The sequence below is a fragment of the Shinella sp. M31 genome (assembly GCF_049199205.1).
Classification (GTDB): Bacteria; Pseudomonadota; Alphaproteobacteria; order Rhizobiales; family Rhizobiaceae; genus Shinella.
On record NZ_JBLZPH010000066.1, the window covers coordinates 26,176 to 46,601 of the forward strand.

17 protein-coding genes are annotated in these 20,426 nt (G+C 63.3%); 9 read left to right on the forward strand and 8 right to left on the reverse strand.

From position 1 onward, the window contains the following. Together ACOZKU_RS10170 and ACOZKU_RS10175 are read left to right on the forward strand one after the other, a co-directional pair. A partial coding sequence (locus ACOZKU_RS10170) for an ABC transporter ATP-binding protein (protein WP_421578768.1) occupies positions 1-852 on the forward strand: 852 nt, incomplete at its 5' end. A gap of 103 nt (positions 853-955) precedes the next feature. Then, the gene (locus ACOZKU_RS10175) at positions 956-1,366 is read left to right on the forward strand and encodes a hypothetical protein (RefSeq protein WP_314092731.1); all 411 of its coding nucleotides are present in this window, start codon (positions 956-958) and stop codon (positions 1,364-1,366) included. Positions 1,367-1,551: 185 nt separating this feature from the next. Here the strand turns inward: ACOZKU_RS10175 and edd are convergent, their stop codons facing one another. From edd to ACOZKU_RS10200, 5 genes are all read right to left on the reverse strand, one after another. Then, a complete protein-coding gene (edd, locus tag ACOZKU_RS10180) occupies positions 1,552-3,372 on the reverse strand; it encodes a phosphogluconate dehydratase (RefSeq protein WP_421578769.1) in 1,821 nt (606 codons plus the stop codon). Positions 3,373-3,493: 121 nt separating this feature from the next. Further along, on the reverse strand, positions 3,494-4,192 hold the full coding sequence (pgl, locus tag ACOZKU_RS10185; protein ID WP_421578770.1) for a 6-phosphogluconolactonase: 699 nt from the start codon (positions 4,190-4,192) through the stop codon (positions 3,494-3,496). A gap of 9 nt (positions 4,193-4,201) precedes the next feature. Further along, complete coding sequence (gene zwf / locus ACOZKU_RS10190) at positions 4,202-5,674, reverse strand: glucose-6-phosphate dehydrogenase (protein ID WP_314092737.1); 1,473 nt, start codon at positions 5,672-5,674, stop codon at positions 4,202-4,204. Positions 5,675-5,769: 95 nt separating this feature from the next. Further along, complete coding sequence (locus tag ACOZKU_RS10195; protein ID WP_421578771.1) at positions 5,770-7,053, reverse strand: NAD(P)/FAD-dependent oxidoreductase; 1,284 nt, start codon at positions 7,051-7,053, stop codon at positions 5,770-5,772. Positions 7,054-7,150: 97 nt separating this feature from the next. Next, positions 7,151-8,590 carry a glutamine synthetase family protein gene (locus tag ACOZKU_RS10200; RefSeq protein WP_421578772.1) on the reverse strand — a complete coding sequence of 480 codons (1,440 nt, stop codon included), beginning with the start codon at positions 8,588-8,590 and terminating at the stop codon, positions 7,151-7,153. Positions 8,591-8,758: 168 nt separating this feature from the next. On the opposite strand from ACOZKU_RS10200, the gene ACOZKU_RS10205 reads away from it, so the two are divergent. The 3 genes from ACOZKU_RS10205 to ACOZKU_RS10215 all read left to right on the forward strand — a co-directional run bounded on the left by ACOZKU_RS10205 (position 8,759) and on the right by ACOZKU_RS10215 (position 13,006). Then, positions 8,759-9,940 (forward strand): NAD(P)/FAD-dependent oxidoreductase, encoded by a 1,182-nt coding sequence (locus ACOZKU_RS10205; protein WP_421578773.1) that lies wholly within the window; start codon positions 8,759-8,761, stop codon positions 9,938-9,940. Positions 9,941-10,103: 163 nt separating this feature from the next. Continuing rightward, a complete protein-coding gene (locus ACOZKU_RS10210; RefSeq protein ID WP_421578774.1) occupies positions 10,104-10,241 on the forward strand; it encodes a hypothetical protein in 138 nt (45 codons plus the stop codon). 239 nt (positions 10,242-10,480) lie between these two features. Beyond that, positions 10,481-13,006, forward strand: coding sequence for a methyl-accepting chemotaxis protein (locus tag ACOZKU_RS10215; protein ID WP_314092748.1), 2,526 nt, complete (start codon positions 10,481-10,483; stop codon positions 13,004-13,006). Between the two features lie 85 nt (positions 13,007-13,091). On the opposite strand, the gene ACOZKU_RS10220 is transcribed toward ACOZKU_RS10215, so the two are convergent. Then, positions 13,092-13,544, reverse strand: coding sequence for an Lrp/AsnC family transcriptional regulator (locus ACOZKU_RS10220; RefSeq protein ID WP_421578802.1), 453 nt, complete (start codon positions 13,542-13,544; stop codon positions 13,092-13,094). Positions 13,545-13,663: 119 nt separating this feature from the next. Between ACOZKU_RS10220 and ACOZKU_RS10225 the strand changes: the two genes are divergently transcribed. Then, on the forward strand, positions 13,664-14,638 hold the full coding sequence (locus ACOZKU_RS10225) for a nucleoside recognition domain-containing protein (RefSeq protein ID WP_421578775.1): 975 nt from the start codon (positions 13,664-13,666) through the stop codon (positions 14,636-14,638). A gap of 73 nt (positions 14,639-14,711) precedes the next feature. On the opposite strand, the gene ACOZKU_RS10230 is transcribed toward ACOZKU_RS10225, so the two are convergent. Both ACOZKU_RS10230 and aceA read right to left on the reverse strand, forming a co-directional pair. Beyond that, on the reverse strand, positions 14,712-14,951 hold the full coding sequence (locus tag ACOZKU_RS10230; protein ID WP_023516665.1) for a hypothetical protein: 240 nt from the start codon (positions 14,949-14,951) through the stop codon (positions 14,712-14,714). Positions 14,952-15,000: 49 nt separating this feature from the next. After that, on the reverse strand, positions 15,001-16,290 hold the full coding sequence (aceA, locus tag ACOZKU_RS10235; RefSeq protein WP_421578776.1) for an isocitrate lyase: 1,290 nt from the start codon (positions 16,288-16,290) through the stop codon (positions 15,001-15,003). A 217-nt stretch (positions 16,291-16,507) separates the two neighbouring features. Here aceA and ACOZKU_RS10240 point away from each other — a divergent pair, with 217 nt between their 5' ends. The 3 genes from ACOZKU_RS10240 (at position 16,508) to ACOZKU_RS10250 (ending at position 20,426) form a co-directional block, all read left to right on the forward strand. Further along, positions 16,508-17,923: a helix-turn-helix domain-containing protein gene (locus ACOZKU_RS10240; protein WP_421578777.1), complete on the forward strand. Its 1,416-nt coding sequence runs from the start codon at positions 16,508-16,510 to the stop codon at positions 17,921-17,923. A gap of 226 nt (positions 17,924-18,149) precedes the next feature. Beyond that, positions 18,150-19,202, forward strand: a complete 1,053-nt coding sequence (locus tag ACOZKU_RS10245) for a polyamine ABC transporter substrate-binding protein (RefSeq protein WP_421578803.1) — start codon at positions 18,150-18,152, stop codon at positions 19,200-19,202. A gap of 81 nt (positions 19,203-19,283) precedes the next feature. Further along, positions 19,284-20,426, forward strand: coding sequence for an ABC transporter ATP-binding protein (locus ACOZKU_RS10250; protein ID WP_421578778.1), 1,143 nt, complete (start codon positions 19,284-19,286; stop codon positions 20,424-20,426).

Below are 20,426 nucleotides of genomic sequence, written 5' to 3' on the forward strand. Positions count from 1 at the left end.
TTCCAGTCCTACGCGCTCTACCCCCACATGACCGTCTACGACAACATGGCCTTCGGCATGCGCATCGCCGGCGAGAGCAAGGAGGAGATCGACCGCCGCGTGCGCTCGGCGGGCGAAATCCTCCAGCTCACGAAATATCTCGACCGCCTGCCCAAGGCGCTTTCGGGCGGCCAGCGCCAGCGCGTCGCCATCGGCCGCGCCATCTGCCGCAATCCGAAGGTCTTCCTGTTCGACGAGCCGCTGTCGAACCTCGACGCGGCCTTGCGTGTCGCGACCCGCATCGAGATCGCCAAGCTCAACGAGCAGATGGCCGATACGACGATGATCTACGTGACGCATGACCAGGTGGAGGCGATGACGCTCGCCGACCGCATCGTCGTGCTTTCGGCTGGCCATATCGAGCAGGTCGGCCCGCCGCTGGAACTCTATGAGCGACCGGCCAACCTGTTCGTCGCCCGCTTCATCGGCTCACCGGCGATGAACATCATCCCGGCGAAGATCACGGCGGCGGGTGCCGCGACCTCGGTCGAGCTGACGGGTGGCCGCGTCTCCAGCGTCGATATCCCGACGGCCGCCTCCGAAGTCGGCAAGACCGCGAGCTTCGGCGTGCGGCCGGAGGACTTGCAGATCACGACGGGCGAGGATTTCCTGTTCGAGGGCACGGTGTCGATCGTCGAGGCGCTCGGCGAGGTGACGCTGCTCTATATCGACGGCCTCGTTGCCAACGAGCCGATCATCGCCAAGATCCCCGGCATTCTCGACGTGAAGCGTGGTGAGAAGGTGCGCTTCACGGCCGACAAGACCAAGTTGCACCTGTTCAATGCGGCAGGGCAGAGCTATCGCGCCGGTTGATTCGTATCCGGGCGGCAGGATTTCAGGCCTGCCGCTCAACCCGATGTTAAGGCTTGCTCCTTAGGCTTTTTCTCGAAATTCGAGAGTGCCGGGGGCAGGCAAAATGGGCATCGGTCAGACACCACGCAACAACTACCTGAACAAGGAAGAGTCCTTCATGTACGATCGGGAAAAGAGTTTCCCGATGGAGGACACCTGTAACGAGGCGCGCATCGAGTTCACCGAGAATGGCGGCCTCGTCAATCTCGTCTCCCGCCGCGGTCTGATCGTCAAGCTGTCGCGCAGCGGCGCCGTCATAACCATGACGACAAAGTTCCAGCTGCCGCGCAACTTCTATCTCGATATCGTCAGCGCACGCCTGCCGATGATCGGCTGCCTGACGCAGCGCGTCTATCCCAACGATGTGGTTGAAGCCCGCTTCCTGCGCCTGCTCTCCGACAAGGACCTCCAGCGCATCTTCGTCTATTCGACGCACCGCAACCACCAGAACCGGACGCTGGATATCTACAGCTGAGTTTGTGGGGCGTTTGCCCCTCATCCCGCTGCCGCGACCTTCTCCCCGCAAGCGGGGAGAAGGGATATGCCGCACCGTTTTCCCACACAAATGAGAACTGCTCCGAAGCGTTGCCACGTGTTTCCTTCTCCCCGCTTGCGGGGAGAAGGTGGCCGGTAGGCCGGATGAGGGGCTACATCCTCGCGTTACGCGAACAGCACGCTCGCTCCATGATCCGCCGGACCCGCAATAGCGCGGAAGGGGGCGAAGAGCTCGCGGCCCATGCCGAATTCGTTGCCGGAAAGATCCGCGCTTGCCTGCGGGCGGGCAGCGAATTCGGCCGCGTCCACCAGAACCTCGATCGTGCCATGGGTGGCGTCCAGCCGGATCATGTCGCCGTTCTGGATTCGGCCGATCGGGCCGTTGTCGACGGCCTCGGGCGTGACATGGATGGCGGCCGGCACCTTGCCGGAGGCACCGGACATGCGACCGTCGGTAAGCAGCGCCACGCGCTGGCCGCGATCCTGCAAAATGCCGAGCACCGTGGTCAGCTTGTGCAGTTCGGGCATGCCGTTGGACTTCGGCCCCTGGAAGCGCACGACGGCGATGAAATCGCCCGTGAGTTCGCCGGCCTTGAAGGCGGCGTTGAGTTCCAGCTGGTCGTGGAAGACCTTGGCCGGGGCTTCGATGACGTGGCGCTCCGGCTTGACGGCGGAAATCTTGATGACCGCCTTGCCGATATTGCCGCTCAGCATCTTCAGGCCGCCCGTCGCCTGGAAGGGCGTCTCGATATTGGCGAGCACCTTCGGGTCGTGGCTGACCTTCGGTGACGGTTCGCGTACGACCGCGCCGTTGTCGCCGAGCCTGGCATCGACCGTATAGGCCTTGAGCCCCTGGCCGTAGACCGTGCGAACATCGTCATGCAGCATGCCGGTCTTGAGCAATTCCTGGATGAGGAAGCCCATACCGCCGGCCGCGTGGAAATGGTTCACGTCGGCAAGGCCGTTCGGATAGACGCGGGCGAGCAGCGGCACGACGTCGGAGAGTTCGGAAATATCCTGCCAGGTCAGAACGATGCCGGCGGCGCGCGCCATGGCGATGAGGTGCAGCGTGTGGTTGGTCGAACCACCCGTCGCATGCAGGCCGACGACGCCGTTGACCACGGAGCGCTCGTCGATCATCTCGCCGGCCGGGGTGAATTCGTTGCCCTGCGCGGTAATCGCCAGCGCCCGCTTGGCGGCTTCCCTGGTCAGCGCGTCGCGCAGCGGCGTGCCGGGATTGATGAAGGAGGCGCCGGGCATGTGGAAGCCCATGATCTCCATCAGCATCTGGTTGGAGTTCGCGGTGCCGTAGAAGGTGCAGGTACCGGGGCCGTGATAGGACTTCGACTCGGCCTCCAGCAGTTCGGCGCGGCCGGCCTTGCCCTCGGCGAAGAGCTGGCGCACCCGCGCCTTCTCGTCGTTCGGCAGGCCGGAGGTCATCGGCCCGGCAGGAATGAAGACGGCGGGCAGATGGCCGAAGGTCAAGGCCGCAATCGTCAGGCCGGGCACGATCTTGTCGCAGACGCCGAGATAGACGACGGAGTCAAACATGTTGTGCGACAGGCCGACACCGGCCGCCATGGCGATCAGGTCGCGCGAGAACAACGAGAGTTCCATGCCCGGCTGGCCCTGGGTGACGCCATCGCACATGGCCGGCACGCCGCCCGCCACCTGCGCCACGCCGCCGGCTTCCCGCGCGGCGTCGCGGATGAGGGCCGGATAGGTCTCGAACGGCTGATGCGCCGAGAGCATGTCGTTATAGGAGGTGATGATGCCGAGGTTCGGGACGTGGTCGCCGGCGAGCGCGTCCTTCTCGGCGGGGGAACAGACGGCAAAACCGTGCGCGAGGTTGCCGCAGGAAAGGATCGAGCGGTGCACACCCTTGGAGATGGCGGCGCGCACGCGGCCGAGATAGGGCTCGCGATGCGGCTTGGAGCGTTCGACGATGCGGGCGGTGATGGCTTCGATGCGTTTGTCGGCGGACATGGGAGCTATCCTGACTTCCTCGATTGCATTTTTGCACGGCAAGGCGAGCGGGAGTACTGCGCCATCCGCGGTTGAACGGCGCCACGCGCCGGGCATGGTCGGCTTCAGCCGGCTGGACGTACTAGGGTGCCCAGTAGATATCGACCGGCGTCGCCGCGCGCCGGAGAATGGCGCGGATCGGCATGTCGGTTTCGGGGCCGTCTGCTTCCGCAGCAGCCAGAACGTCCTTCTTGCCCTGACCTTCGATATGCAGCACCAGAAGGCGGGCATCCTGAAGGCTGGCGAAGGTGAAGGTGAGGCGGGTTTCGCCCGCGCCCTCGGCTTCCATGGTGATCACGCCGCGCGGCGTGTCCGCCGAAATGGCCTCGGCGAGATTGTTGCCGCCGGGGAAGAACGAGGCCGTGTGGCCGTCCGTACCCATACCGAGGATCGCGACGTCGAAGGGCGTGCCGAGCGAAGCGGCATCGGCGGAGACGAGCTTTGCAGCCTCTTCCGCGCTGCCGGCTTCCCGGTAGAGCGGCAGGAAGCCCGCGGCCTTCGCCTTGTCCTGCAACAGGTTGTCGGAAACCAGCTGATGGTTGGAGCGCGGGTTGTCGGCCGGCACGAAACGCTCGTCGACGAGCGTTACCGTCACCTTGGCCCAGTCGATGTCGCGGCGGGACAGCGCCTTGAAAAAGGCCTTCGGGGTCGAGCCGCCGGAGACCGCGATGGTCGCCTTGCCGCGGGCCGCGATGGCATCGGCAAGCGTAGCGGCAACCGTGTCCGCCAGACCCTCGGCCAAATCTGCGCCGCTGTCGAATTCATGCAATCTCGCGCTCATCGCCATTCCCTACGCTTCATGCCAGGTGCGGCCGTCGCGCTCGATCAGCGCGATCGACTGGCTCGGGCCCCAGGTGCCGGCGGTGTAGCCCTGCGCCTGCTGGCCGGTCGCTTCCCAGGCCTTCAGGATGGGATCGACCCAGCGCCAGGCGGCTTCCACTTCGTCGCGGCGCATGAAGAGCGTCTGGTTGTTCCTGATGACGTCGAGCAGCAGGCGCTCGTAGGCGTCGGCATTGCGGGCGTCGAAGGCCTCGGCGAAGCTCATGTCGAGCGAGACGTTGCGCAGGCGCATGCCGCCCGGACCGGGGTCCTTGATCATCAGCGACTGCTTGACGCCTTCATCCGGCTGCAGGCGGATGATGAGCTGGTTGGCTTCGATACGGCCGGCCGAGGGGTCGAAGATCGAATGCGGAATTGGCTTGAAGGTGATGACGATCTCCGACATGCGCGCGGCGAGACGTTTTCCCGTGCGGATATAGAAGGGCACGCCCGCCCAGCGCCAGTTGCCGATCTCGGCCTTGATGGCGACGAAGGTTTCAGTGTTGGAGACGCCGCCTTCCAGCTCTTCCAGATAGCCCTTGACCGGACCGCCGGCCGAAGCGCCGGCGCGGTACTGGCCGCGCACCGTCAGGCGCTCGACATTGTACTGGTCGATCGGCTTCAGCGCGCGCAGCACCTTCAGTTTTTCGTCGCGCACGGCTTCCGCGTCCATGGAGGAGGGCACTTCCATCGCGACGAGGCAGAGCAGCTGGAGAATGTGGTTCTGCACCATGTCGCGCAGCGCGCCGGCCTTGTCGTAGTAACCGGCACGGCTTTCGAGGCCGACGGACTCGGCGACCGTGATCTGCACATGGTCGATATGGGCGGAGTTCCACAGCGGCTCGTAGAGTGCGTTGGCAAAGCGCAGCGCCATCAGGTTCTGCACCGTCTCCTTGCCGAGATAGTGGTCGATGCGGAAGATCTGCTCTTCGCGGAACACCTTGCCGATCGTGTTGTTCAATTCGTTTGCGGAGGCGAGATCGCGGCCGATCGGCTTTTCGACGACGATGCGGGTCTGCTTGGTGATCAGCTTGTGGTCGCGGATCTTTTCCGAGATATCGCCGAAGATCGCTGGCGCGACGGCGAGGTAGAAGGCGCGCACGCGCTCCTTGCCCTCGTCGAGCAGGTCCTTCAGCTTGTCCCAGCCCGCGTCGGACTTGGCGTCGACGGCGACATAGAACAGCCGGTCGCAGAAAGCCTTGACCTGCTCGTCGTCGAACTCTCCGGGCTTCAGGTGTTCGCGCAACGCATCGACGGCGAACTTGCGGTATTCCGCATCCGTAAAGGCCGTACGCGACGCGCCGATGATGCGTGTCGGGTCGGAGAGCTGGCCATCGAGCTGTCGGTGGTAGAGGGCCGGAAGGAGCTTGCGCTCCGCAAGGTCGCCGGTCCCACCGAAGACGACATAGTCGAAGGGTTCAACAGGAATGATCTGGCTGCTCATCGGATATCTCGATCTTGTTCTGTTGTCGGGCGTTATAATCTAATCGATTTAAAAACACCAGCGTGCAACGCAACAAAATCGATGTTCCGTGTCGATCAGAGCCTGTCGCGTAGCGCGTACCACGTCATGGCGAGGAACAGAAGCGGCGAACGGAACCGCGAACCACCGGGGAAGGCCGGGATTTTCAGGGCCTTCAACTGGTCGAGTTCCGCGCTGCCGCCGGTCACGTCCTCAGCATAGAGCTTGCCACAGTAGTTTGACAGCATGACGCCATGGCCGGAATAGCCGCCGATCGTCGTAATGCCGGGCATGACCTCGCGGACATAGGGCTTGCGCGGCATGGTGATGCCCACGGACCCGCCCCAGGCATGGGTGAGTTCAATGCCCTTCAATTCCGGATAGACCTCCTCGATCTGCCGGCGGATCGGTGGTGTCATATCGTCGAGGTTTTCCGAATAGGCCTCGCGGCCGCCGAACAGCAGGCGCCCGTCGCGGGTCTTGCGGAAATAGCGAACGACGAAACGCGTGTCTGCAATCGCCTCGCCGCCGGGAATGATCGACGGGAATTTGTCGAGCGGCACGGTCGCGCCGATGAAGGAGCGGATCGGCATGACATGTGCCGCCGTCTTCGGTTCGAGATCGCCGATATAGGCGTTGCAGCAGATCAGCGCCCTGTCGGCGCGGATCGTACCCCTCGCGGTGGTGATGACCGCTTTGCCGCCCGCCCGCTCGATTTTCAGGGCAGGGGTCTTTTCATGCAGGCTGGCGCCGGAGGCCTTTGCCGCCTTGGCTACGCCGACCAGCAGTTTCATCGGGTGGATATGGCCGGTGCCGACATCGCGCATGCCGAAGAAGAAGCGTTTCGAGCCGACGCGCTGTTCGGTCTCGGCCCGGTCCATATAACTCAAATGCTTGTAGCCGAAACGGGTCGCGGCAATCTCGATATGATCGCGGAACTCCTTCTGATAGCTCGCCTTGTGGCTGACATTGAGCTGGCCGGGCACATAGTCGATCTCGAGATTCTGGCTGGCGGCGAAGTCGTGGATGTGCTGCTTGGCATTTTCTGCAAGATCGAACAGCGCCTTGGCGCGCTCGAAGCCGAGTTCGGCCTCAAGCGTCTCCGCGTCGGCGCGCTGGCCCGTGCCGAGCTGCCCGCCATTGCGGCCGGAGGCGCCGTCGCCGAAGCGGTGCGCCTCGATGAGCACGACGCGCACGCCCTTCTTGGCGAGATTGTATGCGGCCTGAAGGCCGGTGAAGCCGCCGCCGACAATGGCGACATCGGTCTCGACGGAGCCGTCGAGCGGGGCATATTCGGGACGGTCGCCGACACTGGCCTCATACCAGGAGACGCCGGGGGAAATCGGGCTTTGCCAGGGCATAGCGCACACTCATTCGGTCAGAAGGGTGCGGCGGCGCGCCGGGGCGCCGGCCGCTTCTCAGGGACTGATCGTTTCAGCGGCCCGGACCGCCGGCCGCTCAGACGTTGAGCAGCAGGAACTCGCGCTCCCAGGGGCTGATCACTTGCATGAAGGTCTCGAACTCGCCGCGCTTGACGCCGGCATAGAGCCCGATGAACTCCGCGCTAAGGACCTCCGCAAGGGCCGGATCCGATTCCAGCAGCGAGACGGCTTCAAGAAGGCCGCGCGGCAGGTCGATCGACCCTTCATTGGCGGTGTCCTCCGTCGGCGGGCTCGGCTCGACCTGGTTCATGATGCCGAGAAGGCCGCAGCCGAGCGAGGCCGCGAGCGCCAGATACGGATTGGCATCCGATCCCGGCAGGCGGTTCTCGACGCGCCGCGCTGCGGCATCCGAAACCGGGATGCGGAAAGCGGTGGTGCGGTTGTCGTAGCCCCAGGCATTGTTGACCGGCGCCGACATTTCCGGCGTCAGACGCCGATAGGAGTTCACGTAAGGCGCCATCATGACGAGCGTCTTCGGCACATAGGCCTGCATGCCGCCGATGAAGTGGAAGAACTCCTTTGAGGGCGATCCATCCGGGTTGGAGAAGACGTTCTTGCCCGTCTCAATCTCCACCACTGACTGGTGGATATGCATGGCCGACCCCGCCTGGCCCTGCATGGGCTTGGCCATGAAGGTGGCGTAGATGCCGTGCTTGAGCGCCGCCTCGCGGATCGTGCGCTTGAACAGGAACACCTGGTCGGCAAGTTCCACCGGATCGCCGTGGCGCAGGTTGATTTCGAGCTGTGCGGGACCCTCTTCATGGATCAGGGTGTCGATCTCGAGACCCTGCTTTTCCGAGAAGTGGTAGATGTCGTCGATCAGTTCGTCGAACTCGTTGATCCCGGCGATGGAATAGCCCTGGCCGCCCTGGATGGCGCGGCCGGACCGGCCCTTCGGCGGGTGCAGCGGATAGTCCGGGTCCTCGTTCATCGCGACGAGATAGAACTCGATCTCGGGCGCCACAACCGGCTTCCAGCCGCGGTCGCGATACATCTGCACGACGTTCTTCAGCACGTTGCGCGGCGTATAGGGCACGCTTTCACCCGTCGAGCCGACGATGTCGCAGATGACCTGCGCGGTCGGATCGGTCTCCCACGGCACGACGGAGAGCGTGGAAAGATCCGGCAGCAGCTTGAGGTCGCTGTCGCGCGGCTCATAGCGGAAATTGCCGGTTTCCTCCGGGTAGTCGCCCGAAATCGTGTGGCGGTAGAGGGCGGAAGGCAGCGCCAGCGAGGTGTTCGAGGTGAATTTCGACGACGGCATCATCTTCCCGCGCGGGACGCCTGCAAGATCAGGCGTGATGCATTCGATGTCCTCGATACCGCGGGCCCGAAGCCAGTCTGCGGCGTCCTTCCAGGTCTTTACCCCTCGTGGCACGCTGATGGAGGGAGGTACTTTTCCAGAGCGTACGGCTTTCTCGATTGTAGGGGTAACGACTTTCTTTTTGGACGGCATGACACACCGGGTTTGTTGACGATGGCGCCATCATAGCCACAGAATAAACCTTGGCTAGCTCCCCCCGGGGGGTAGAAAACGCGATTTCTGCGGTATTTTTTGTTTTTTATGTCCCGATTGACTTTCTGGCGCGATAGCAGAAAGGAGAGGCGAACGGGGATTTTGAGCGTGGCAGAACGGCGGGACGTCGTCATTATCGGGGCCGGTGCGGCAGGCATGATGTGCGCCATCGAAGCGGGCAGGCGGGGCCGCCGCGTGCTGGTGCTCGACCATGCGAAGGCGCCGGGCGAGAAAATCCGCATCTCCGGCGGCGGGCGCTGCAACTTCACCAATATCCATGCCGGCCCGAAGAATTTCCTCTCGGCAAATCCGCATTTCGCCAAGTCGGCGCTCGCCCGCTACACGCCGCGCGATTTCCTCGACCTCGTCGAGCGCCACCGCATCCCCTGGCATGAAAAGACGCTGGGCCAGCTGTTCTGCGACAACTCGGCGAAGGACATCATCGCCATGCTGCTGTCCGAGATGAAGGCGGTCGGCGCGGAGCTGCGCCTTTCGACTGGGATTGCCGACATTGCCCATGACGTCCATTCCTTCCGCATCGCTACGGAGCACGGCCTGATCGAGGCGTCCTCCCTGGTGATCGCCACCGGCGGCAAGTCGATCCCGAAAATGGGGGCGACAGGCTTCGCCTATCGCGTCGCCGAGCAGTTCGGCTTGCCCGTTACGGAAACGCGCGCCGGTCTCGTGCCGCTGATGCTCGACCCCGCGACGCTTGCCGCGCATGAGGGCCTGCCTGGCGTGGCCGTGGATGTCGTCGCCCGCCACGGCAAGACGGAGTTTGCGGAAGCGGCCCTCTTCACCCATCGCGGCCTCAGCGGCCCGGCCATCCTGCAAATCTCTTCCTATTGGCGGGAAGGCGAGGAGATCGCGCTGCATATCCGCCCCGACCTCGACTTCGCAGCCATCATCACCGCCGCCCGCAAGCAGAACGGCCGGCAGGCGGTGCAGACGGTGCTCGCCGATCATATCCCGAAGAAGCTGGCGCAGCTCCTCGTCACCGAACTCGGCATCGACGGAACGTTGGCCGAACAGCCGGGAAAACGCATCGAGGCGCTCGTGCAGAAACTGCGCGACTGGCGTTTCCGTCCACCGGGCTCGGAAGGCTATCGCACGGCGGAAGTCACGCTCGGCGGCGTCGATACGGCAGCGCTCGATTCCCGCAGCATGGCGGCGAAGGCGGTGCCGGGGCTCTATTTCGTGGGCGAGGCGGTGGATGTGACCGGTTGGCTCGGCGGCTACAATTTCCAATGGGCCTGGGCCTCGGGCCATGCGGCCGGGCTCGATGCCTGAATTTCGCCCGTGGGAATAGCGATACGGTCTTTACCGCCCGTTAAGACCTCGCGGCGGATGCTGCTCGCATGTCGGCGTTTCCCGCCTTCGGGAGACAACATGATGTAGGCCGGCTGGCCGGATCACCCGGAGTATCTGTTCTCGCGTAACGGAGTTTCGCCGCATGCCTGAAAGCCGCCGTCCAGCCCGCGCCATCGCTGTTGCCGCCGCTCAAGAAAGCCGCCGTCGCCTTTTTGCGATCGGCATCAATTGCGCGCTTGCCGCTCTTCTTGTCGCTGCCCTCGCCATCACCGCACGCTGACAACTTGGAACCGTCATAAATCGGTTTAAATTGGTGATGGAATTTTAAAGATTGCCGCCGATGATCCCTGCATAGGGTTCCGGAAGCCGCGTCCCGTTACGGATGCATGCGGCGTGCAATGATTGCTCCCCCGGATACGCGGCATTGCTGCCGCATGAAGTCGGTAATCCGGCGTCCGAATCCTGGGGAGGCCTATAAAGGGCAGGGGTGGAGCACGCCGACAACGGATGTTCCGCCATATGTTTATTGATCGCATTCTTGCCCGTTTTAAAATCCAGACCAAGGTTCTGGTCTTCATTCTGCCCTTCGTGCTGTCGATCTGCGCCGTAGGCTTTACGGGGCTTTACGCCTCCGGCCTCCTGCAGGGCCGCATGGAAATTTCCAACAGCGTTCTCCAGTCGCTGAGCGGCTTCAAGGACGTTTATGCCGGCATGAACCGGTTCCTTCAGAACACCAGCGAAGAGACCCGCGATGCGGTCAACGAGCGGCTGAAGGCCCAGGTCGCGCTGCTGCGCCAGACGATGGACGGCCTCACACCCGACGTCGATGCCTCCAAGCTTCTGGATGCCCAGAAGCAGACGAAGGATATCGAGGCCCGCATGGACGGGCTGTGGCTGCTCTATGTCAATGAGAACAAGCTGCACGACAAGATGGCCAAGAACCTCAGCACGCTGTCCAGCGAGCAGGTGAAGATTCTCGACGAGGCGACGAAGCTGCAACGCACCGTGCGGCAGAACGAGAACGCCGCGAAAAGCATGCTGCGTGAGGCCGAGCGCCTGACGGCGGCCAGCAAGTTCTTCGGTGACCTGCTCTCCGAATTCAGCCGCGGCGCGACGCCGGAGGACCAGCTGAAGGTCATCAAGGAGCGTTTCCCCTTCATTTCGAAGACCGAGCGCTCCATCTCGACGATCCTGCCGAAGAACCAGAAGGTCGTCTCCATCACCATCCGCAACACGATCGAAGAGCTCAGCGGTTTCCTGTCCTCGTCGGATCCGGCTTCCGTCACGGTGCCGGAAATCGCGCGCCGCGTGAACCGCTTCCGCCAGGTCACCATTCAGATGCAGGGTGCCGCCGCCGAGAAGATGCGCGAAGCGACCCGTATCTTCGGCGAACTCGACGAGCCGATCATCAAGTCGGAGGCGGTTCTCGCCTCCACCCGCAAGCTGACCTCGTCGATCGACGATATCGAAGTGGCGGCCGTGCGTTTCCTGGGCGAGACCTCGGACGAAAACCGCGTCAAGTTGCTCGGCAACCTCTCCATGCTGCAGATCGATATCAAGGGCCTGCGCGGCACCGCGAGCGGCTTGCCGTTCTTCGATAAGGTCGACGAGACGCTGGCGCCGGTTCTGGAACGCATTCAGGCCGACAGCGACGCGCTGGTGAAGATCAGCGCCCAGCGCAATGCCGATTTCGATGCCGCCGGCATGTCCATCGATTCGATCTGGAACCTGCTCAGCCAGTTTGCCGAGGAACAGAAGACCAGCGCCGGCACGGAGCGGGAAAAGGCCAATCAGGTCTCCGTCCTCGCCACCGTCATAGGTGCGGCCATCGCCGTGCTGGCCGGCATTGCTCTGGTGCTGACGCTGAAGGGGCCGATCGGCCAGATCACCGGCGCGATGCGCCGCCTGGCCGACGGTTTCCTCGACACCGGCATATCAGGCGAAGGCCGAGCCGACGAAATCGGCGACATGGCCCGCGCGCTCGGCGTGTTCAAGGAAAACGCGCTCTCGAAGATCCGTGTGGAAGCCGAAAGCGAGCAGCAGCGCGCCGAGGCGGATGCCGAACGCACCCGCAACGATGCGGAAAAGCAGGCCCTCGACCGGCAGATCGATTTCGCGGTGAACGCGCTTGCGGCCGGCCTCGGCCGTCTCGCCCAGGGCGACCTGTCGCGCCAGATCGATACGCCGTTTACCGGCCGTCTCGAGCAGCTGCGCCAGGACTTCAACGTCTCGCTCGAACGCCTTCAGGACACGCTCGGCCAGATCCGAAGCAATGCGATGTCGATCCAGCGCAGCGGCAACGATATGCTGCAATCGGCCGATGCGCTCTCCAAGCGCACCGAAGCGCAGGCCTCTTCGCTGGAGGAGACCGCCGCCGCCGTCGAGCAGATCACCGTGACCGTGCGCTCCTCCGCCGAGCGGGCGCATGAGGCCAATGTCATCGTCGGCGCCACCAAGCGCAGCGCCGACAGTTCGGCCTCCGTCGTCAACAATGCGATTGCCGCCATGGGCCGCATCGAGGGTGCTTCGCGCCAGATCGAGCAGATCATCGAGGTCATCGACGACATCGCCTTCCAGACCAACCTGCTCGCGCTCAATGCCGGTATCGAAGCCGCGCGCGCCGGCGAGGCCGGTAAGGGCTTTGCGGTCGTGGCGCAGGAAGTGCGGGAACTTGCCCAGCGTTCGGCCAGCGCTGCCCGCGAGATCAAGGGTCTGATCGAAAAGTCGACGAGCGAAGTCAATGCCGGCTCGCATCTCGTGCAGGAGACGGGCTCCGTGCTCGCCTCGATCAGCCAGCAGATCGTCACCGTCAGCCAGCACGTGGACATGATGGCGACGGCGAGCCGCGACCAGGCGGTGGCGCTGCAGGAGGTCAACGGCTCCGTCAACCAGATGGACCAGATGACCCAGCAGAACGCCTCGATGGTGGATCTCACCACGGCCGCCAGCCGCAAGCTCGCCGGCGATGCCGACACGCTGATGATGCTGGTCGAGCAGTTCCGCCTGGAAGCGGACGAACAGGCGGCGGTCTACCGCGCGGCCTGAGTGCCACGGTCAGGACCGAAGGTAAAAACCCCGGCGTGCGAAAAGCGCGCCGGGGTTTTTCTTGAACTTCGTGATCCGGCTGCCGTCAAAGCCGGATGGCGGTTTCCTCTTTGGCTGTTCTAATGGCCACCATGGTGAAGAACCGAGCGACGTTGTTCTCGTCGCTGAACAGCCGGTCGCAGAGCGGCGCATATTCTTCCATGTCGCGCAGGCGCAGCATGAGGACGACATCGGTCTCGCCGGTGACGGCATAGGCCTGCGAAACGGCCTCTTCGGCGATGGCGATATCCAGGAAACGGCGCATATGCTGCTCGCCGTGCAGCTTCAGCTCCACCGTGACCAGCGCCTTGATCGTGCGCCCGGCCTTGGCCGGATTGAGGATCGCGACGATACGCTCGATCACACCGGATTTCCTGAGTCGCTGCGTGCGGCGCAGGCAGCTTGAGGGCGACAGGCCCACCGCATCCGCGAGATCCACATTGGTGCGCGACGCGTCGCGTTGCAGGAGGTTCAGAAGCTTCTTGTCGATGCGGTCCATGGGCTGAGCATATTCCCACATGTGGACTTTGCAATAAAATTGCATTCGACTGCAATCTTTGACCAAAAGTGCGAAGCGGTTCGGGCTAGGTAATGAGGGCAATCCAAGAGGAGCCTGCCATGCCGTTCGTCACGTCCGCCCTGAGGAAGACCAGGGAAACCCTCGCCATCTACTGGGTGCTTGTCCGGATTACCGTTCCTATTGCCCTCCTGACGGAGTTTCTGGCCAGGATGGGCGTGATCGAGGCGATGACGCCAGCCTTCGCGCCGGTCATGAACCTTGTCGGGCTCCCGCCCGAACTGGGGCTGGCATGGCTGACCGGCATGCTCGTCGGGATATGGGGCGCCGTGCCGCTCCTCTTCACCCTTGTTCCGGTCTCCTCGCTCAGCGTGGCTGACGTCACGGTCTTTTCGGCGCTCATCCTGTTCGCGCACGGCCTTCCCATCGAGCAGAAGATTATCCAGCAGGCCGGCCCGGGCATGATCGCCACGACGGTGCTGCGCCTTGCCGGCGGCTTGCTTTACGCCTTCCTGTTGCATCATGTCCTGGCGGCCACCGGTTGGCTTTCGGCCCCGGTTGATCCCGCCTGGATCCCGCTCGGCGCGACCCCCGATTGGGCCCACTATCTGCGCGGCCTTGCCGAGACGATGGCCTGGATGCTCGTCATCCTCGTCGTCCTCTCCTGGAGCCTCGAGCTTCTCAAGGTCACCGGTGTGCTGGCTCTCTTGATGAAGGCGCTTTCGCCGGTGCTGCGTCTGGCGGGCATCCGCGGCGAGGCGGAGCATCTCACCGCCGTCGGTCTGTTCCTCGGCATTTCCTATGGCGCGGGCCTTCTGATCCGTGAGGCGCAATCGGGCGCGATATCGCCGCGCCAGATCTTCCTGTCCTGCGTCTTCATGGGCTTCGCCCACAGCGTGATCGAGGACACGCTCATCGTGATCTCGTTGGGCGCGGATGTCTACGGCGTGCTCGTCGGGCGGGTCGTCTTCGCCATCGCGGCAACAACTGTCCTTGCCGCCCTGCTGCGCCAGCTCTCGGACAAAGCGTTCTTTGCCCGGATGTTTCGGACGGATGCCGTAAAAGCCGGCGGGTGACGCGGAGCGCCTGAGACGAAAAAATCCCCGGCGCAGGGAACGCCGGGGATTTTCCTTGACTGGATTATGCCTGTCAGCCGCGACCCTGCGTCACGATGACCGGGATCAGCAGGTCGCCCCAGTTGCCCTCTCCGCCGTGGTGACGGGCGGAGCGGACGAGTTCGACCGAAACGCCGGCCTCGACCGCCTTCATGACGGACTGGTTGAGGCGGTGCAGGTCGTTGGCGACCATGCGGATCATGGCCTGCTGGTCTGGTGTCATGGCGGAAGCCTGTTCTTCAGCGCGTTCCTTGACTCGGGTCTGGACTGTCATGGCATTTCTCCTCTTTTAATCGGGGTTCTTGAAAGGGTGATGTCAGGTTTTATTCGGCGGCCGGGCGGAACTGCTCGTGCTCGGTCGATTCATGCATGGCGGTCGTCGAGGACTGGCCGCCGGTTATGGCCATGGAGACGGCGTCGAAATAACCGGTACCGACTTCGCGCTGGTGCTTGGTGGCGGTGTAGCCGTTGATCTCGGCGGCGAATTCCGCTTCCTGCAGCTCCGAGTAAGCGGCCATCTGGCGCTCCTTGTAGCCGCGGGCGAGCTCGAACATGCCGAAGTTCAGCTGGTGGAAGCCGGCGAGCGTGATGAACTGGAACTTGTAGCCCATCGCACCCAGCTCGCGCTGGAACTTGGCGATCGTCGCATCGTCCAGGTTCTTCTTCCAGTTGAACGAGGGCGAGCAATTGTAGGCGAGCAGCTTGCCGGGATGGGCCTTGTGCACGGCTTCGGCGAACCTGCGGGCCTGTTCGAGGTCCGGCTTGCCGGTCTCCATCCAGATCAGGTCGCAATGCGGCGCATAGGAAATTGCACGGGCAATGCAGGGCTCGATGCCGTTCTTGACCTGGTAGAAGCCTTCGATCGTACGGCCCTTGTCCTTGTCGACAAAGGGCTGGTCGCGCTCGTCGATATCGGAGGTGAGCAGTTTCGCGGCCTCGGCATCGGTGCGCGCGACGATCAGCGTCGGGACGCCCATGACGTCGGCGGCAAGACGGGCGGCGTCGAGGTTGCGGATATGCGCGGCGGTCGGGATCAGAACCTTGCCGCCGAGATGGCCGCACTTCTTCTCCGAGGCCAGCTGGTCTTCGAAGTGAACGCCGGCCGCACCCGCCTCGATGAAGGCCTTCATGATCTCGAAGGCGTTGAGCGGGCCGCCGAAGCCGGCTTCCGCATCGGCGACGATCGGCGCGAACCAGGTGTCGACAGAAAGGCCGTTGCCCTCGGCGGTCTCGATCTGGTCGGCGCGCTGGAGCGTGCGGTTGATGCGCTTGGCCAGCTCCGGTGCGGCGTTTGCCGGATAGAGCGACTGGTCGGGATACATGGCGGATGCCGTGTTGGCATCGGCGGCGACCTGCCAGCCGGAGAGATAGATCGCCTTCAGCCCGGCGCGGACCATCTGCATGGCCTGATTGCCCGAGAGCGCGCCGAGCGCGTTGACAAAATCCTCCTCATGGATGAGCTTCCAGAGACGGTTCGCGCCGTTTTCAGCGAGCGTATGGCGGATCTGGACCGAGCCGCGCAGCTTCTCGACCGTCTGGGCCGTATAGGGGCGTTCGATGCCGTCGAAACGGCCCTTGGGTGCGCTCGGAACGAGATTGTAAAAATCGGTCATAGTATCCTCCAATGCGATGTCTCGGGATCGGGCTGGTGTTATTCGTGCCCGATTTCATGTGACAGTATTTACATCGCAGCGCACAATAGAGCGAGAGGAAACCGGAAAATCAGCGGGATATTCGGGTCATGATGTCTTGTCTTTGACAATTCCGCTCTGTAAAAAAGTAAAGATTGTAAATTCAGGGATCGAGCAGTCCGTGTAAAGGATGTGACATATGGCCGAGAACAAGATCTTTGCCGGCCCGAAAGTCCGGCGCATCCGCAACACGCTCGGCCTGACCCAGACGGCGATGGCCGAAGGCCTGTCGATCTCGCCGTCCTATCTCAACCTCATCGAGCGCAACCAGCGACCGCTGACGGTGCAGCTCCTTCTGCGGCTCGCCTCCGTCTACAAGGTCGATCTCGACGATCTCCAGGGCGAAAGCGCCGGCCATGCGCGCCAGCTGCGCGAGGTCTTCGCCGATCCGCTGCTCGCGGGCGAACTACCGGGCGATTACGAGCTGGTGGAAATCGCCGATGCCGCGCCGAATGTCGCAAGCGGCATCGTCAAACTCTATCGTGCCTATCGCGAACAGGCCGCCCGCCTCACCGACCTTGCCGACCTGCTCGCCCGCGAGGGCCATGCCACCACGCTTGCCGGCACGCTGCTGCCGATGGACGAGGTGCGCGACAAACTAGAGGGGCGGCCCAACTATTTCGGCGCCATTGAAGAGGCGGCCGAGCGGTTCCATGCGGCGCTGGCGCCCGGCGACGATCTGGCCAGTGCTTTAAAGGGCTGGCTGCGCAAGGAGCACGGCGTCGTCGTGCGCGCTCTGCCGGTCCACACGATGCCGAACCTGCGCCGCCGCTTCGACCGGCACTCCATGCGCCTCTTTCTCTCCGAGCGTCTGTCGCCCTTCGACCAACTGCGTGAGATCGCCATGGAGACGGTGCAGCTGGCGCTTCAAGACGAAATCTTCGCCGAACTCGACCTGCTCGCCTTCTCGACGGCGGAGGCCAAACGCATCGCGCGCTTCGAACTGGCGCGCTACGCCGCCCATGCGCTGATGATGCCCTATGAGGCCTTCCATGCGACGGCGCAGCGCGTGCGCTACGATGTCGATGTGTTGCGCTCGCGCTTCGGCGTCTCCTTCGAGCAGGCCGCGAACCGGCTGACCATGCTGCAGCGGCCGGGCAAGACAGGCGTGCCCTTCTTTATGCTGGAAATCGACAATGCCGGCCACCGCTTCCGCCGGGCCGGCGCGCAGGGCTTTCCACAGGCGCGTTTCGGCGGCGGCTGTCCGAAGCTCGGGGTGCATTCGGCCTTCTCCCAGCCGGGGCAGATCCTCGTCGATCGCGTCGAGATGCCCGATGGCGGCGCGTTCCTGACGGTTTCGCGCACGCTGGAAGGGCCGCAGGGCACCTTTGGCGAGCGGGTGCGCCGCACCGCATTGCTACTGGGGTGCGATGCCGCCCATGCGGAGGAAACGGTCTATGGCGAGGCGGTGCGGCGCGACGGTGCCGTCGCGGTCGGCACGGCCTGCCGGTTGTGCGAGCGGCAGGGCTGTCTGGCGCGCGCCGAGCCGCCCGTGACGCGCCCGCTCGGGCTCGACGAAATGGTCGCGGGCCTCAGCCTTTTCGACTTCCAGTAAATTTCCGCTTGATTTCCGTCGCCGATAGGTTTTGAAATCTGATAGGAATGAGAACAATGTGATATCAAAATTCGCCCTCTGTTTGCGTAGAATGCAGCTTGTCGCCTCCCGAAAAACAACCATAATCGGCGACTGTTCTTCCTACGAACTCATAGACCCGCGAAAGAAACTGGGAGATAAATCAATGATAAGACGTATTCTTTTGGCGACGGCCGCCCTCGGCGCGATGCTTGGCGCGGGCAGCGCCCTGGCAGAGGACAAGGTGGTCAACGTCTATAACTGGTCGGACTATATCGACAGCTCGATCATCGACGACTTCACCAAGGAAACCGGCATCAAGGTCGTCTACGACGTCTACGACTCCAACGAAATTCTCGAAACCAAGCTGCTCGCCGGCGGTACCGGCTATGACGTGGTCGTGCCGACCAACACGTTCCTGCAGCGCCAGATCGCGGCCGGCGTCTACCAGAAGCTCGACAAGTCCAAGCTGCCGAACCTCAAGAACATGTGGGACATGGTGGCCGAGCGCATGCAGCCGTTCGACCCGGGCAACGAATACTCGATCAACTACATGTGGGGCACGATCGGCATCGGCTACAACAAGGCCAAGATCAAGGAAGCGCTCGGCACCGACCAGATCGACAGCTGGAACGTGATCTTCGATCCGGCCAATGCCGAAAAGCTCAAGGATTGCGGCATCAACCTGCTGGATTCGCCGACCGATATCATTCCTGTCACGCTCGCCTATCTGGGCCTGAACCCCGACAGCCACGACCCGGCCGACATCGCCAAGGCAGAGGAAGCCCTGCAGAAGATCCGGCCCTTCGTGCGCAAGTTCCATTCCTCGGAATTCATCAACGGCCTGGCGAATGGCGATATCTGCATCGCCGTCGGCTGGTCGGGTGATATCTTCCAGGGCCGCGACCGCGCGGACGAAGCCAAGAACGGCGTTGAGATCGGCTATGCCATCCCGAAGGAAGGCACGCAGATGTGGTTCGACCAGATGGCGATCCCCGCCGATGCGCCGCATGTCGAAGAAGCGCACGCTTTCCTCGATTACATCATGCGACCGGAAGTCATCGCCAAGGCATCGACCTACATCCACTATGCCAACGGCAACAAGGCCGCTCAGGCCGTGATGCCGGAAGAGATCGTCAAGGACACGACGATCTACCCGGATGACGAGACGCTGAAGAAGCTCTTCACCAACACGACGCTCGATCCGAAGACGCAGCGCCTGTTCACGCGCACCTGGACGAAGATCGTGACCGGCCAATAACCGGTCCAAAGCGAATTGCCCGGAAGCCACTTCCGGGCATTTTTCTTAAGAGCTGCCCAAAATAAGAGATGGGGACAGGCAATGAAATCTCTCGGCAATATTCGTCGCGCCTTTGCACCGTGGACGGACCCGGACGCAAAACCGTACATCACGTTCCGCAATGTCACGAAGAGGTTCGGCGATTTCACGGCCGTCGACGATCTCACGCTCAACATCTATCACCGTGAATTCTTCGCGCTGCTCGGCGCATCGGGCTGCGGCAAGTCCACGCTCCTGCGCATGCTGGCCGGTTTCGAGCGACCGACCTCGGGTGAGATCATCCTCGACGGCCAGGACATTGCCGGCATTCCGCCCTACAAGCGGCCCGTCAACATGATGTTCCAGTCCTATGCGCTCTTCCCGCACATGTCGGTGGAGAGCAATATCGGCTTCGGCCTGCGCCAGGACGGCATGCCGAGGAACGAGATCGCCGAGCGCGTTGCCCAGATGCTCAAGCTGGTGAAGCTCGAACAGTTCGCCAAGCGCAAGCCGCACCAGCTTTCCGGCGGCCAGCGGCAGCGCGTGGCGCTCGCCCGCTCGCTTGCCAAGCGCCCGAAGGTGCTGCTGCTCGACGAGCCGCTCGGCGCACTCGACAAGAAGCTGCGCGAGGAAACCCAGTTCGAACTGATGGACCTGCAGCAGGAACTCGGCCTGACCTTCGTCGTCGTGACCCACGACCAGGAAGAGGCGATGACCATGGCCGACCGCATCGCGGTGATGAGCCACGGCAAGGTCATCCAGGTGGCCACGCCGGCGGAAATCTATGAAGCCCCGAATTCCCGTTTCGTGGCCGACTTCATCGGCGACGTGAACATTCTCGACGGCAAGGTCTCGGCCAGTGGCAACGGCAAGATCGAACTCGCCGTCGCCGAAGGTTTCACCATTCGCACCGCCGCGGGCAGCACGCCGGCCACCGGTTCGACCGCCGGTTTCGCCATCCGCCCGGAAAAGCTGAAGGTGACGCGGGCCGCCCCCGCCGATGCCTCGGTCAATGCCGCGCAGGGCGAAATCTGGGACATCGGCTACCTCGGCGACATGACGGTCTTCTACGTCAAGCTCGACAGCGGCAAGGTGGTGAAGGCCTCCATGCTGAATGCCCAGCGCGAGGTCGAGGACCCGATCGCCTATGACGAGAAGGTCTGGGTCTCCTTCGGCGAGACGGCCGGCGTCGTGCTGAAGGATTGA

Coding starts and splice junctions, on each gene's coding strand:
- ACOZKU_RS10200 (WP_421578772.1), bottom strand. CDS start 8,590: ATGCCGTCCAAAAAGAAAGTCGTTACCCCTACAATCGAGAAAGCCGTA.
- zwf (WP_314092737.1), bottom strand. CDS start 5,674: ATGAGCAGCCAGATCATTCCTGTTGAACCCTTCGACTATGTCGTCTTC.
- aceA (WP_421578776.1), bottom strand. CDS start 16,290: ATGACCGATTTTTACAATCTCGTTCCGAGCGCACCCAAGGGCCGTTTC.
- ACOZKU_RS10225 (WP_421578775.1), top strand. CDS start 13,664: ATGCCGTTCGTCACGTCCGCCCTGAGGAAGACCAGGGAAACCCTCGCC.
- ACOZKU_RS10210 (WP_421578774.1), top strand. CDS start 10,104: ATGCCTGAAAGCCGCCGTCCAGCCCGCGCCATCGCTGTTGCCGCCGCT.
- ACOZKU_RS10195 (WP_421578771.1), bottom strand. CDS start 7,053: ATGCCCTGGCAAAGCCCGATTTCCCCCGGCGTCTCCTGGTATGAGGCC.
- ACOZKU_RS10245 (WP_421578803.1), top strand. CDS start 18,150: ATGCTTGGCGCGGGCAGCGCCCTGGCAGAGGACAAGGTGGTCAACGTC.
- ACOZKU_RS10220 (WP_421578802.1), bottom strand. CDS start 13,544: ATGGACCGCATCGACAAGAAGCTTCTGAACCTCCTGCAACGCGACGCG.
- ACOZKU_RS10215 (WP_314092748.1), top strand. CDS start 10,481: ATGTTTATTGATCGCATTCTTGCCCGTTTTAAAATCCAGACCAAGGTT.
- ACOZKU_RS10250 (WP_421578778.1), top strand. CDS start 19,284: ATGAAATCTCTCGGCAATATTCGTCGCGCCTTTGCACCGTGGACGGAC.
- ACOZKU_RS10240 (WP_421578777.1), top strand. CDS start 16,508: ATGGCCGAGAACAAGATCTTTGCCGGCCCGAAAGTCCGGCGCATCCGC.
- ACOZKU_RS10175 (WP_314092731.1), top strand. CDS start 956: ATGGGCATCGGTCAGACACCACGCAACAACTACCTGAACAAGGAAGAG.
- ACOZKU_RS10230 (WP_023516665.1), bottom strand. CDS start 14,951: ATGACAGTCCAGACCCGAGTCAAGGAACGCGCTGAAGAACAGGCTTCC.
- pgl (WP_421578770.1), bottom strand. CDS start 4,192: ATGAGCGCGAGATTGCATGAATTCGACAGCGGCGCAGATTTGGCCGAG.
- edd (WP_421578769.1), bottom strand. CDS start 3,372: ATGTCCGCCGACAAACGCATCGAAGCCATCACCGCCCGCATCGTCGAA.